General features: G+C 41.2%; 14 protein-coding genes and 1 other annotated feature. Of the genes, 9 read left to right on the plus strand and 5 right to left on the minus strand.

Annotation, left to right across the window (positions count from 1 at the left end; all coding sequences use genetic code 11):
• Positions 1-32: 32 nt before the first annotated feature.
• Entirely contained in the window at positions 33-263 is a 231-nt protein-coding gene (locus R6U77_RS13840; protein ID WP_293920499.1) for an acyl-phosphate glycerol 3-phosphate acyltransferase, read from the plus strand.
• A 2-nt stretch (positions 264-265) separates the two neighbouring features.
• Positions 266-751, plus strand: coding sequence for a GNAT family N-acetyltransferase (locus R6U77_RS13845; protein ID WP_319836073.1), 486 nt, complete (start codon positions 266-268; stop codon positions 749-751).
• 29 nt (positions 752-780) lie between these two features.
• Here R6U77_RS13845 and R6U77_RS13850 read toward each other — a convergent pair whose 3' ends face one another.
• Genes R6U77_RS13850 through proC form a run of 3 tightly spaced genes read right to left on the minus strand, consistent with a single transcriptional unit; the run spans position 781 to position 3,481 of the window.
• Positions 781-1,656 carry a transglutaminase domain-containing protein gene (locus R6U77_RS13850; RefSeq protein ID WP_319836074.1) on the minus strand — a complete coding sequence of 292 codons (876 nt, stop codon included), beginning with the start codon at positions 1,654-1,656 and terminating at the stop codon, positions 781-783.
• The gene (gene namA / locus R6U77_RS13855; RefSeq protein ID WP_406601047.1) at positions 1,650-2,663 is read right to left on the minus strand and encodes an NADPH dehydrogenase NamA; all 1,014 of its coding nucleotides are present in this window, start codon (positions 2,661-2,663) and stop codon (positions 1,650-1,652) included. The genes R6U77_RS13850 and namA overlap by 7 nt, the downstream gene beginning before the upstream one ends.
• Before the next feature lie 11 nt (positions 2,664-2,674).
• Positions 2,675-3,481, minus strand: coding sequence for a pyrroline-5-carboxylate reductase (gene proC / locus R6U77_RS13860; RefSeq protein ID WP_319836075.1), 807 nt, complete (start codon positions 3,479-3,481; stop codon positions 2,675-2,677).
• A 48-nt stretch (positions 3,482-3,529) separates the two neighbouring features.
• Positions 3,530-3,742: a binding site (T-box leader), on the minus strand.
• Between the two features lie 118 nt (positions 3,743-3,860).
• On the opposite strand from proC, the gene R6U77_RS13865 reads away from it, so the two are divergent.
• Entirely contained in the window at positions 3,861-4,802 is a 942-nt protein-coding gene (locus R6U77_RS13865; RefSeq protein ID WP_319836076.1) for an MBL fold metallo-hydrolase, read from the plus strand.
• A 13-nt stretch (positions 4,803-4,815) separates the two neighbouring features.
• Positions 4,816-5,274, plus strand: a complete 459-nt coding sequence (locus R6U77_RS13870) for a hypothetical protein (RefSeq protein WP_319836077.1) — start codon at positions 4,816-4,818, stop codon at positions 5,272-5,274.
• A gap of 97 nt (positions 5,275-5,371) precedes the next feature.
• Here the strand turns inward: R6U77_RS13870 and hmpA are convergent, their stop codons facing one another.
• Entirely contained in the window at positions 5,372-6,514 is a 1,143-nt protein-coding gene (gene hmpA / locus R6U77_RS13875; protein ID WP_319836078.1) for an NO-inducible flavohemoprotein, read from the minus strand.
• Between the two features lie 192 nt (positions 6,515-6,706).
• On the opposite strand from hmpA, the gene R6U77_RS13880 reads away from it, so the two are divergent.
• The 4 genes from R6U77_RS13880 (at position 6,707) to argH (ending at position 10,678) form a co-directional block, all read left to right on the plus strand.
• A complete protein-coding gene (locus tag R6U77_RS13880; RefSeq protein WP_319836079.1) occupies positions 6,707-7,144 on the plus strand; it encodes an RrF2 family transcriptional regulator in 438 nt (145 codons plus the stop codon).
• 56 nt (positions 7,145-7,200) lie between these two features.
• The gene (locus R6U77_RS13885) at positions 7,201-7,938 is read left to right on the plus strand and encodes an SDR family NAD(P)-dependent oxidoreductase (protein ID WP_319836080.1); all 738 of its coding nucleotides are present in this window, start codon (positions 7,201-7,203) and stop codon (positions 7,936-7,938) included.
• 110 nt (positions 7,939-8,048) lie between these two features.
• Complete coding sequence (locus R6U77_RS13890; RefSeq protein ID WP_293920487.1) at positions 8,049-9,242, plus strand: argininosuccinate synthase; 1,194 nt, start codon at positions 8,049-8,051, stop codon at positions 9,240-9,242.
• Positions 9,243-9,304: 62 nt separating this feature from the next.
• Positions 9,305-10,678, plus strand: coding sequence for an argininosuccinate lyase (argH, locus tag R6U77_RS13895; RefSeq protein ID WP_319836081.1), 1,374 nt, complete (start codon positions 9,305-9,307; stop codon positions 10,676-10,678).
• Between the two features lie 126 nt (positions 10,679-10,804).
• On the opposite strand, the gene R6U77_RS13900 is transcribed toward argH, so the two are convergent.
• A complete protein-coding gene (locus R6U77_RS13900) occupies positions 10,805-11,707 on the minus strand; it encodes a nuclease-related domain-containing protein (RefSeq protein ID WP_319836082.1) in 903 nt (300 codons plus the stop codon).
• 119 nt (positions 11,708-11,826) lie between these two features.
• Between R6U77_RS13900 and R6U77_RS13905 the strand changes: the two genes are divergently transcribed.
• A complete protein-coding gene (locus R6U77_RS13905) occupies positions 11,827-13,911 on the plus strand; it encodes a choice-of-anchor I family protein (protein ID WP_319836083.1) in 2,085 nt (694 codons plus the stop codon).
• Positions 13,912-13,938: the final 27 nt, after the last annotated feature.

Below are 13,938 nucleotides of genomic sequence, written 5' to 3' on the forward strand. Positions count from 1 at the left end.
AAGCTTGCGCAGAAGAGACAGGAGTGAAACAAATGAATCCACCAAAAATAAATCCAGCGGTACTTCGTTTACTTGTTATTTTTCCGAATGTTTTAAGCTACATATTATTATTTGGTATCATCGTGTTTATTGCGACAAACTATGCTGCTTTACGTGAGGCAGAGGCGCTGCTAACATGGGGCATTATCGCCTGTGTACTTGCACCAATGGCTATCTATACAACATATTCAATTGTCAAACGTATTCGTGCGGGGGTTTTATAAAAATGCAGCTATTTATTGAAAGCATGGACAAGGAAAAAGCCAGCGCTATTTTAAATTGGCGCTATGAAGCACCCTATGATTTTTATAACAATGAGCTAACAGATGAAGCATTACAAGAATTACTGGATGGCTCCTATAACGCAATTGTAGATGACAAGCAGCAATTAATCGGCTTTTTTTGTGTAGGGAAAGGCGCACAGGTGCCTGCGGGCAATCGTTTCGATGCCTATACAGCAAGCTGTGTAGATATGGGGTTTGGCATGAACCCGCATCTTACAGGGCAAGGCAACGGCTTTGACTTTTGCTCGCTAATCATGCAATTTATCGAGCAAAATTATGCAGGGACACCGATTCGATTAACTGTAGCGAAATTCAATCAAAGGGCGATTCATTTATATGAAAAGCTTGGCTTTGTTGCACAGGCTGAATTTAGTAGTGAATTAGCAGAATTTATCGTGATGACAAGAAAAAGCTTGCATACAGCATAAAACCAGAGCAATCATGCTCTGGTTTTTTATTAATTAGCTCTTGGATAATCCGCTTCTTGCCAAATATGCGTAGCACTAAGCTGCTCATCTGTTAACATAAAATAAACTTTGCTAACTTGATTAGCAAAACCTGCCCCACGGTCATTGGAGGTTGCATCGACATGACGCCATTTGCCATCCACTTTGACTAAATTCCACATATGCTTTTCATCATTAGCAATCGCGGATTTTAGCTCACCATAGACAAGCTTTGCCTCGAATCCTGCTTCCACTAATAACATATGCATGGCAGATGCGTAGGCTTGGCAAACACCTGTGCCATAGAGAAAAAAGCCTGCTGGCGAGTGATCTCTTACAAGATCATCATACTCGAAATTATAATCCATGCCTTCAATGACCGCACGGTGAATAGCCTCAAGCTGTTCACGCTCCGACTTACCTTCAAGTTGTAGAGAGGAGAGAAGGGTATCGCGCTTTGGTAAAATGCTGGCCATTTCAATTTTGTTTGTCGTGAAGCGTGAAAAAAGGTCTAAAAAGAAGCCTTGCTCAATCGGAACAACTGCAAATTCATAGTAAAATAGCGTACCACCAATCATATCGTGCTCAATTTTCAGTTTTGTTAGAAGCTGTTCTACATTTTCTGGCGAAAGATTTTGCCCTTTGTAGATTACTCCGATTTGCTGGTCAAACTGGACAAGCTGTGTAGCTAAAATAGATTCTAGCTCCGCTAAGGAAGTAGCTGTAAATAGTTCACCATAGATCGTATGAACGTATTTTTCATCCTGCAGCAGTTCGTCCAATGATGGCTCCTCATTTGCAATGACTATATCCTCTTTGACATCTGTTTTGACAGTGCAGCCGGCAAGTAGAAGGAGCATGGTCAACAGCCAACCGATCCTTACCATCCGCGTTTATACACCGCCACAGTTGGTTCAAATGGCACACCGAGCTGTTTAGCTGCACGGTATGGGAAGTACGGGTCGCGCAGTAATTCGCGCCCGATAATGATTAAATCAGCACTACCGTCCTGTAATACTTGCTCTGCCTCTTGCCCTGTTGTAATTAAGCCAACAGCGCCGACCTCCACATTTGCTCCTTCTTTAATCGTTTTGGCAAAAGGTACTTGATACAGTGGATAGGCATTAATTGTTGCAGGAACAACTGCACCAGAGGATACATCGATTAAATCCACGCCTTGTGAAGTCATCCAGCGAGCAAATTGAATGAAATCTTCAGGCACTAAGCCACCCTCCGTATAATCATGTGCAGATATACGTACAAATAATGGGCCATCCCATTTGGCACGAATTGCATCGATAATATTGCGCAGTAAACGATAGCGATTTTCTGCGTTACCACCGTAGTCATCGGTTCTTTTATTTGTTAATGGTGATAAAAAGGTATTCACTAAATAACCATGTGCTGCATGAATTTCCAGCACATCAAAGCCCGCCTGCTGTGCGCGTCTAGCTGCATTAGCAAATCCTTGCACAACTATGTCAATATCTTCAAGAGTCATTTCTTCTGGTGTGCGATAATTTTCATTAAAGGCAAGTGCGGTAGGGGCTACGATGCGACCGTCCACTGTTGCTTTGCGTCCAGCATGTGCTAATTGAATCGCTATTTTTGCACCGTACGCATGTGCCTGTTCGACAATTTGACGTTGCCCCTCGATATGCTGATCATCCCAAATGCCAAGATCATTCACTGAAATGCGTCCCTCAGGTAAAATAGCTGTCGCTTCTGTAATCATTAAGCCAACACCCCCGACCGCGCGTGAGCCGTAATGCGTTAAATGAAATGGCTGTACCGTGCCATCGCTATTTGCTTCATATGTGCACATTGGTGCCATGACGATCCGATTTTTTAATGTAACATTTCTTACTTGATAGCTTGCAAAAAGTTTCACCACTAAAATACCTCCTAAACGCCCTTAGCTAGCTCTCGTGAGCGTGCTGCAGCACTTTTTACACAAGCAGCAATCGTTGCTGGTAGCTCGTGCTGTTGTAGTGCACGTAAGCCCGCCTCCGTTGTACCGCCAGGGCTTGTTACTTTACGACGAAGCTCTGCTGGCTCCTCATTACCAGTTTGCACCATTGCAGCAGCTCCTGCAAGTGTTTGCACCATTAACGAACGCACAACGTCTTGCGCTAAGCCAACTTCCTCTGCTACTTGCTCAAATGCTTCAAGTAAATAATAAATATAGGCAGGTCCGCTACCTGAAAAGGCTGTTACTGCATGCAGCTGTTCTTCCTCTACCTCAACGACGGTGCCAATTGCCTTTAGCATTGTTAAAAAATGCGCACGTAATGCTTCGTCGACTAAAGCATTAAAGGTAACACCACTTGCGGACATACCGATTGTCGCAGAGGTATTTGGCATCGTGCGCGCAATAGGGCGGTCGCCTAAAATGTCATTAATTGCTGCAATCGGAATGCCAGCTAATACAGAAAAGACCGCTGTTTGTGAGCTTAAAAATGGCGCAATAGCTAACATTGCTTCTTTTGCATCCTTTGGTTTTGTGGCAAGAACAATACAATCTACCTCACGTAGCATCTCTTTATTCGGTAAAATTTGCACACCATATTTTTCTTGCAGCTCCTCTAAACGCTCCTGCTCACATTTATTTGTAATATAAATTTGTTCCTTTGCTACGCAATCTTGATCAATCCAGCCTCGAATAATAGCTTCTGCCATAGCACCAGCGCCGATAAATGCGATTTTTTTCATCGAAATCTCCTCCTTTTCAAAATAAAAAAGCGCTCTCGTCCTTAAAAATATAAGGACGAAAACACTTTGTTTCCGCGGTACCACCTTAGTTCACATACAAAAATGTGCCACTTCGCCTTTTTAACGCAAAGGGGACGGTTATGTTTTGCATAACGAGCTCGAAAGTAGGTTCAATAAATAAAGCGGGTATGCTGCTTGCACCAAATGCAGCACTCTCTAAACACCATTTATTTATTTACTTGGCTTTGTCGATGCCCTAATATTTAGAATACTCAAATTATATGAAGCTCTACAAGGAATGTCAACCTTTTAGCGTGACGAATTGTGTGAAAAGTTGTAAAATAAAATGAATGATTGTTCATTTTAGGGAGGATTCTTTATGCATATACATAAAATTGTACTACCAACACCCTATGCAATTGGCGATGTCAACGCCTTTTTAGTGAAAGGTGACGCACTGACATTATTTGACGCTGGACCAAAAACAGCACAAGCGTATGAAGCGTTAAAGCAGGGTATTCAAGAAGCAGGCTATGAGCTGCAGGATATTGAGCAAGTCGTTCTGACACATCATCATCCAGACCATGCTGGCTGGGTTGATGCATTTCCGAAGGCAGAAATACTAGGGCATCGCTATGTAGATTATTGGATGCGCCAAACGACGGAGTTTTTACAATATCGTGAGTGTTTTTACCGCCAACAGCTAGAGCAAGAAAATGTCCCCCAAGAGGATATTGCGCGCATTTTAGACGCACGTGAGGAGCTTGAACTATTCGGTACGCGTCCTTTGACGCAATTTATCCAAGATGGCGATGAAGTGCCAGGGCATCCAGGCTTAATTGCACATGAAACATTAGGGCATGCACAAAGCCATTTAATGTTTGTGGAACAACATACAGGGCAGGCAATCGGTGGTGACCTGCTACTCGAAAAAGTTTCGAGCAACCCGCTAGTTGAGCCACCTGTTGACCTGCAAGGTGAGCGCCCAAAATCGTTGCTGCAATACAATGCCTCATTAAAAAAGTTGCAGCAAATGGACATTTCGACACTATATACAGGGCACGGTGAGGCAGTGACAGACATTAAGCCGCTTGTTACAGCGCGTCTAACAAAGCAGCATGAGCGTGCGATGTATGTTTTACAGCTGATGGAGGAGCATCGTAATGTCTATGATTTAACGAAAGCATTGTTCGGTAAAACGTATGCTAAACAACCAGGGCTAACATTATCAGAAACATTAGGGCAGCTTGATTATTTAGTTGAAGAAGGCTATGCCCGTAGCGAAATGCAAAATGGGGTAGAAATTTATATCCCTGCATAGAGGAGAGCTACTATTGAAAAAATTATTCTTGTTATTTAGCGTTTGTCTCTTGCTCGTTGCTTGTACAAAAAAAGAGCCTGAGCTAGCTGCAGAAATTGTTATTAGCGATTTGACGGACGCACAATTTGATACAGTCGGAGGAGCAGGTGATGCAACAAAGGATGACTTCAAAATGCTGACATTCAACTTTACGATGAAAAATAGCAAAAATGTCGAGCGAGAAATTACGATGTTTCAAGATTGGAAAAATGTCTTGCAGGAGCACTACTGGACAGGGTCAGGTAGCGCTTTTGATAATTTAACAGCGGATATCGTTGAATACCACACAGAGATTGTTCTTTATGCTAAAGGATTAAGTGAGAGTGATTTACAACAACGGTTTGGCGACGCACATATTCATGTGGAGTGGCAGCAAAACGGTGAAACACGTGGTGAAAATATTTTTTTAAAGGATATCATCTTGGTTCAGTAAAAGGCCCCTTCCTCAAAAGGGGCTTTTCAAGCAAGCTTGAAAAAATCTGGAATCAATAGAAAAAAGCACAGCGCGTATGCTGTGCTTTTTAAGTAGGTTAAACTGCCATCGCAGGGCCAAAGAATTCGTAGTTAACGTTTTCCTCTGGGATATTTAAGTCGCGTAACAAATTAATTACGTGCTGCATAAATGGTGCAGGTCCACATAAGTATACCTTGCTATCATTTTTTAATAAGCCTTCAAGCTGTTCCTTTGTCACGAAGCCTTCCTCATCAGAGTACATTGCTTTGTAAGTGCCGCCGATTTCATCCACCTTTGCAGCAATTGTTTCTGTAAATGCAGCAACGTCTTTGTTGCGTGCACATTGTAGGAATGTGACATCACGCTCTTCAATTGTTTGTAGCATGCTGTTTAATGGTGTTACACCGATACCACCACTTACGAATAAGACAGGTGCACCGCTGTTATCTAATGTGAAGACACCAGCTGGTGCGCTGACATCAATGTGTGTGCCTTGCTCATAGCCTGTGTGTAAATAGTTCGATACGATACCTTTTGGATCGTTTTCGTGCTTCACTGAAATACGATATTCATTTTGGTTATTTGCTTCAGAAACAGTGTATTGGCGGTTCATTAAATATTTTTCGCCAGGTATTTGCATACGCACTGTAACGTATTGTCCTGCTTTGTAAGCTGGTAAAGGTTGACCATCTACGGGTGCTAAATAGAAAGAAGTTACTAACTCGCTTTCTTTTTCTGTGCGTACGATTTTGAATGGCTTGAATAAGCGCCAGCCTTCGTTTTGCTCTGCCTCTTTATATAAATCCTCTTCCACTTGAATGAAAATATCTGCGATGACACCGTAAGCTTGTGCCCATGCATCAATAATTTCGTCTGTCGCTGCATCGCCTAACACTTCTTTAATCGCTTTCAATAAATTTTCACCTACGATTGGGTAGTGCTCTGGTAATACTCCTAAGCTGCGGTGCTTATGTGCAATTTGAATAACTGTTGGCACGATTGCTTGTAAGTTATCGATATGCATAGCAGCTGCTAATACTGTATTTGCTAATGCTGTTTGTTGTCGGCCTTGCTCTTGATTGGAATGGTTAAAAATGTTTAATAATTCTGGATGTGCACTGAACATATTTTTATAGAACGTCTTTGTAATTGTCACACCGTACTCCTGAAGTGCAGGTACAGTCGCTTTAATTGTATCAATTGTTTGTTGTTGTAACATTTAAGTCACGTCCTTTTCCTTTGATAAGCCAACTATAAGCCTAAAGTGAATTTAAAGCAATATCAAAAATACATCTTTAACAAAATGGACACAAATGTAGTATCAAAAATACATCTTTTAGCTGTGAATGATTTCATAAGCAAATAATAGTCCGATTTGATATACTAACGAGAGAAGAAAGTTGGTGAAAAAGTGCGCTTAACCGTCTATACAGATTACTCGTTGCGTGTGCTAATTTATTTAGGTGTACGAGGACAACAGCATTTAGCCACAATACAAGAAATTGCAGATGCGTATCAAATATCAAAAAATCATTTAATGAAAGTCACATACGACCTTGGGCAGCACGGCTTTATCGAAACGATTCGAGGTAGAGGTGGAGGAATTCGTCTTGCAATGGCGCCTGAAGAAATTAATATTGGCGCAGTTATTCGAAAAACAGAAGAAGACTTTCATCTTGTCGAATGCTTTAGCTCAGAAAGCAATTTATGTAAAATTTCAGCTGAATGCCAATTAAAAAATGCTTTGAATGAAGCGTTGAAGGCATATTTAGCGGTTTTAGATCAATATCATATTTCCGATTTCATTCATTCAAAGGAATCGATGCTAAAATTGCTTGGCCTTAAATAACTATATGCGTAACAGCATGTAGTTTTTTTACTATTATTGAAGGGAAGTACAAAAAAATGCATAAAAAAAAGATTTTAATTACTGGTGCAACGAGCGGCCTCGGCTTACATATGACCAAGCTTTGTTTAGCAAAAGGCTACGAAGTTTATGCAACGGGTCGCAATGAAGTGTCATTAACGACATTAGAAAAATTAGGGGCGCATCCGATACAGGCAGATTTGCGTGAAATGGAGCAAATCGATGCATTACTACAGCAATTACCGAAGCTCGATGTGGCGATTATTAATGCAGGTGTTGGCATTTTTGAAAATGCCTTTCATTTAACAGATGAGCAAATTGATACAATGATTGATGTCAATGTGAAAGCGCCAATCTTCCTAGCAAAAAGGCTATTTGCCAATATGCAAAAAGAGGGGCATTTTATTTTTATTAGCTCACAGGCAGGAAAGGTAGCAACGAAAAAAGCGAGTGTTTATGCATCGACAAAGCATGCGCTCACAGGCTTTATCGATGGCTTCCGTCATGAGGCTGCACCATTGAAAGTAACAGGCATTTTCCCAGGGCCGATTGATACGCCATTTCTGCAAAAAGCGGATGCAGCAGGCGCATATCGTCAGGCGATTGCCCACTTTTTATTAACACCAGAAAAAGTTGCAAATGCGGTTATTAAAACAATCGAGCATCCTGTGCGCTCTGTCAATTTACCTTGGGTAATGGGCTTGTCAAGCAAGCTATATGCGATAGCTCCAACGCTTGTAGAAAAGCTTGGCAGTAATTTTTTCAATAAAAAATAAATTTATAAAAATGCACTTGTATTTATATTTATTGCGTGGTAATATGCATGTATAAACTATTAATTTCTATGTATAAAAATACGTAATGATTATCGGAGGCATATTAGATTATGGCAAATAAAAAGGTAGTATTAGCATATTCAGGTGGATTAGACACATCAGTAGCAATTCCTTGGCTAAAGGAGCAGGGCTGGGATGTTATCGCAGTTTGTCTTGATGTAGGTGAAGGCAAAGATTTAGAGTTTATTAAAAACAAAGCATTGCAGGTCGGTGCGGTTGAATCTTATATGGTTGATGCAAAAGACGAATTTGCTGAAGAATATGCATTAATTTCATTACAGGCACATACATGGTATGAGCAAAAATATCCTTTAGTATCTGCGTTATCACGTCCATTAATTTCGAAAAAGCTTGTAGAAATTGCCAACCAAACAAATGCGGATGCGGTAGCACATGGCTGTACAGGTAAAGGTAATGACCAAGTGCGCTTCGAAGTGTCAATTAAAGCATTGAATCCTGACTTAGAAGTGTTAGCACCTGTGCGTGAGTGGGGCTGGAGCCGCGATGAGGAAATTGAATATGCAATGAAGCATAATGTGCCGATTCCTGCGACACTTGATTCACCATTCTCAATTGACCAAAACTTATGGGGACGTGCCAACGAAGCAGGTGTGATGGAAGATCCTTGGGTAGCACCACCAGAAGAAGCATATGGCTTAACGAAGGCCATCGAAAACACACCAGATACTGCTGAAGTAGTAGAAATCGAATTCGTTGCTGGTAAGCCTGTTGCCTTAAATGGTGAAGAAATGAAGCTAGCCGATTTAATTCAAAAATTAAATGCGGTTGCTGGTGAGCACGGCGTTGGGCGTATCGACCACGTAGAAAACCGCTTAGTCGGCATTAAATCACGTGAGGTATACGAAATCCCAGGTGCAAAAGTGCTATTAACAGCACATAAGGAGCTAGAGGACTTAACGCTCGTAAAAGAAATGGCACACTTTAAGCCAGTAATCGAGAAAAAATTATCAGAAATTATTTATGAGGGACTATGGTTCTCACCATTGCGTCCAGCATTAGAAGCATTTTTAAAAGAAACACAGCAATATGTCAACGGTACAGTGCGCGTGAAATTATTTAAAGGGCATGCAATTGTTGAGGGACGTAAATCGCCAAACTCTTTATACAACGAGAAGCTTGCAACATACTCTAAAGAAGATATGTTCAACCATAACTCAGCAGTTGGCTTTATTGAACTATGGGGCTTACCTACTGTTGTAGCAGCAGGTGTCAATAAAAAATAAGTAATTGTGAGCAAGAGGCACTAGCGCTTCTTGCTTCTACTTTTAATCGAGGTGTGAAGGTAATGACAAAATTATGGGGCGGGCGCTTTCAGAAGTCTGCGGAAGCATGGGTAGATGAATTCGGTGCATCCATCGGCTTTGATCAGCAATTAGTAATGGAAGATCTGGAAGGCAGTAAAGCACATGTCACGATGCTAGGCATCCAAGGTATTTTACCAAAAGCAGATGTTGAGCAAATTCTAGATGGCTTACAGCAGCTACAAGTAAAAGCAGAGGCAGGGGAGCTCGCATTTTCAGTAGCAAATGAAGACATTCATTTAAACTTGGAAAAAATGCTAATTGACTTAATCGGCCCTGTTGGTGGCAAGTTACATACTGGTCGCTCACGTAATGACCAAGTAGCAACAGATATGCATTTATTTTTGAAAAAGCGCGTAGCAGAGGTCATCAGCTTAATCGAAAACTTCCAAAAAACGCTACTACAGCAGGCGGAGCAGCATGTTGAAACAATTGCGCCAGGCTATACACATTTACAACGTGCACAACCAATTTCCTTTGCCCACCATTTAATGGCATATTTCTGGATGCTAGAGCGTGACAAGCAGCGCTACACAGAATCTTTAAAACGCATTGATATTTCACCGCTTGGTGCAGGTGCGATGGCTGGTACAACATTCCCAATTGACCGTTTAAAGTCAGCGGAGCTACTAGGCTTTGCGGATGTTTATGCCAACTCAATGGATGCGGTAAGCGACCGTGATTTCATCGTGGAGTTTTTATCAAATTCATCTTTATTGATGGCGCATTTATCACGTTTTGCAGAAGAAATCATTTTATGGTCAACGGATGAATTTAAATTTATCGAGCTAGATGACGCCTTTTCAACAGGCTCATCCATTATGCCGCAAAAGAAAAATCCTGATATGGCGGAGCTGATTCGCGGAAAATCAGGTCGTGTCTACGGCAATTTAATGGGACTATTAACGGTATTAAAAGGCACGCCGTTAACATACAACAAAGATATGCAAGAAGATAAGGAAGGCATGTTTGACACAGTGCACACGGTTCTAGGTGCATTGAAAATTTTCGAAGGCATGGTTGCCACAATGACTGTCAATACAGAGCGCTTACATAGTGCCGTGCATAGCGACTTCTCCAATGCAACGGAGCTAGCTGATTACTTAGCTGCCAAGGGCATGCCATTCCGCGAAGCACATGAGGTCACAGGCAAGCTTGTTTTCACATGTATTCAACGTAGTATTTATTTGCTGGACTTGCCATTAGCAGATATGCAAGCAGAAAGCACATTAATCGAAGCTGATATTTATGACGTGCTCGCACCCGAAGCCGCTGTACGCCGCCGCAACTCACTAGGTGGCACAGGCTTCGAACAAGTACGCACACAACTGGCAAAAGCGAAAGCATTATTAGCATAATATTAAAGAAAGGGGTTCGCTACATGGCAGAAGCCCCTTTCATTATTATTCTTGCGGGCGAATATAGGCATCTTACGGGCGATTTTTTATGTTTCATGGGCGAATATAAGAGGCTTACGGGCGAATTCACCTACCTTGCGGGCGAATCAGTTCTGGAATTTCATAGTAGGTGTATTTTCCGCGTTTTACGATAGGTAAAAGCCTCAATAATCGCTTTGCTGCATAACGTGAAGGTAAATCACACAACACACAAAACTGCTGATTCGTTATTTTCGTATCAACTAATAATCGAAAATCATGCAATGCTTGGAAATGGGCATATTTGTTTTGAAAACGGCAATGTGGGCAAAGAAATTTACCATGAGCAAAGCGCATTTTCGCGGCACATTTCTCACAAAACACACCGCATTTCAATTGCTCTAATGTAAAAGTAAATGCCTCTTTTTTAGGAGAATGTAAAGACAACAGCTGTGCATAAACCTTATCTAAATCAAGTATCGGCTTACAATGCTGTATAAGTTTTTTCTCGATAAAGCTCAGCACATAATCCGCATGAAAAATAGGGGAATCGGGAGGCTTGCTCGCAATGATGGCACGGCGATTTGCGATGACAACAGCACCGTGAAGTGGGATATAGGGAAAGAAAGAAGAAAGCGCACGTAAATGCCGGTTGAGTTGTTCAATAGGGTTAGCAAAACGCTCAGTAACGCCATCAGCACGGGTTCGAAGCAACTGCGAGGACTCCGCATCAAAATGCAGCGTGCCTGCTATATTTTTCACCTCAAGGCACACAATCAATGACGGAAAAATTACGATAAAATCAATTTCGTGACGCTGCTGCTGTGCATTAAAAAAGGAGAAATTGCGAATGACACGATGTGGTGTAGCAAGCTCCTGTAAAAAGAATTGCACCTCATCCTCACCGGAAACTCCGACATTTGCCATAGCAAGCTGCTCTTTAAAGTACAAATAATCTGGATGGAACGCATCAATTCTTCTAATAATTGCTTCAAGTTGTTGAAGCCTCAAATAAAATCACCTCCAATTATAGTATATTATGAAATCCTGTCTATTTCTTCATATAGTTTTAACACTCGCTTTACAATTATCATGTACGATACAAATATTAATTTATTTGGAGGTTTAACATGAAATTTAAAAGTTTAACAGCATTAACAGCAGGGATTACAATTGCATTATCTAGTTTGGGAGCACCGCTAGGAGCAAAGGCTGAAACAATGCTACATATGCAAGCTACATCTCGCTATGATTCAGGCGTACAAAATGAGGATGGTGGTACAACAGAAATTGTTGCTTACAATGCCGATAATCAAAAATACTATGTGATTAATGGAACAACGAAGCAAATTGAAGTGGTCGCATTACCAAATACCGCATCGTTTACAACTTTAAAAGCAGAAAAAAGCATCAATCTTGAAGAAGGGCTTAAAAAAATTAAACCAACATTTACATATGGCGATGTGACAAGTATTAGTATCAACACAGAGCTAAAGACGATTGTAGCAGCAGTGCAAGCTGCCGGTACAAATGATAACGGCTTAGCAGTATTTTTAAATTATGATGGTGTGATACAGCATGTTGTAGAAGCAGGTAAACAGCCAGATATGATTACATTTACACCTGATGGTAAAAAGGCACTTGTAGCAAACGAGGGTGAGCCACGTGAAGGCTATGACAAGGCGGTCGATCCTGAGGGTAGCGTGACGGTTATTGATTTAGCAAATGGTATAACAAATGCGACAGCACAAAATGTAACATTTGAAGCGTTAGATGCACAACGTGAGAAATTAGTGGCACAAGGGGTAATTGTCAAGAAAAATACAGCTCCTTCAGTTGATTTTGAGCCAGAATATATAGCGGTGAATGCAGCTAGTGACAAAGCATATGTAACATTACAGGAAGCAAATGCAATCGCTACACTGGATTTAACAACAAATCAATGGATTGATGTTAAATCATTAGGCTTAAAGGATCATAGCTTAGAAAAAAATGCATTAGATTTTAGAAAAGATAAGAAAATCGCAATTCAGCCAGAAAATTTATTTGGACTTTATATGCCAGATGGAATTGCCAGCTATGAAGTAAATGGCAAAACATATTTAGTGACAGCAAATGAGGGAGACTCTCGTGATTGGGAAGGCTATATAAACGAAATTGAAACAGAATTAGATGGCAATGAAGTCGTGTTATTTGATCCATCGGATTATGACGGCTTAGATGCATCCAAAACGTACAGCTTCGGTGCGCGCTCATTTTCCATTTATGAGGCAGACACAATGAAGCAAGTGTATGATAGCGGTAGCGACTTCGAGAAATTAACAGCGCAAGCTTTGCCTGAATACTTCAATGTTTCAAATAATAATACAAAGCTAGATAATCGCAGTGGTAAAAAAGGGCCTGAGCCTGAAGATGTAAAAATCGGACAAATCGCTGACCGTTTTTATGCTTTCGTTGGACTTGAGCGAATCGGTGGTATTATGATGTACGATATTACAAATCCTAGCGCACCAACGTTTGTCCAATACATCAACGAGCGTGATTTTAGCGAGGATATAAAAGGCGATGTTTCACCAGAAGGGCTTGCATTTATTGCAGCAGAAAAAAGTCCAACAGGCTTGCCAACTTTACTTGCGGCACATGAAGTAAGTGGGACAGTTGCAGCATATACAATTGGTGCACCAAAAGCAGTGACATTTACTGATATTCAAGGTCACTGGGCACAAACAGCGATTGAGCATGTTGCAAGTGTTGGCATTTTCAAAGGTGTTACAAAAGAGCGCTTCAATCCAAATGAACAGCTAACGAAGGCACAATTTATTACAGCATTAAGTCGCACACAGCAGCTTGTACCATCTACAAGCGCACCGTTTACAGATGTGAAAGCAACACATTATTTTAGCGAGGCTGTTGCATGGGCTTATGACAATCAATTGATTGAGACAACGAGCCGACAATTTAAGCCAAACAATGCAATGACACGTGAGCAAGCGGCACAAATACTGTACCGCTACTTACAACAAACAGGCTATGAATTCCTAACACAGCAAACGCAAGCATACACAGATGATGCAACGATTTCATCAGCGGCGAAAGAAGCTGTCTATGCGCTACAGCAAGCTGGTATTATGACAGGTAATGAACAGCAACAATTTAACCCACAGGCTACTTTAACGAGAGCGGAAGCGGCGGCAATTTTAAGCCCATTATTTTAAAGAAATATAAGAAAAGTGCCTGAAACT

The organism is Lysinibacillus louembei (genome assembly GCF_033880585.1).
Classification (GTDB): domain Bacteria; phylum Bacillota; class Bacilli; order Bacillales_A; family Planococcaceae; genus Metasolibacillus; species Metasolibacillus louembei.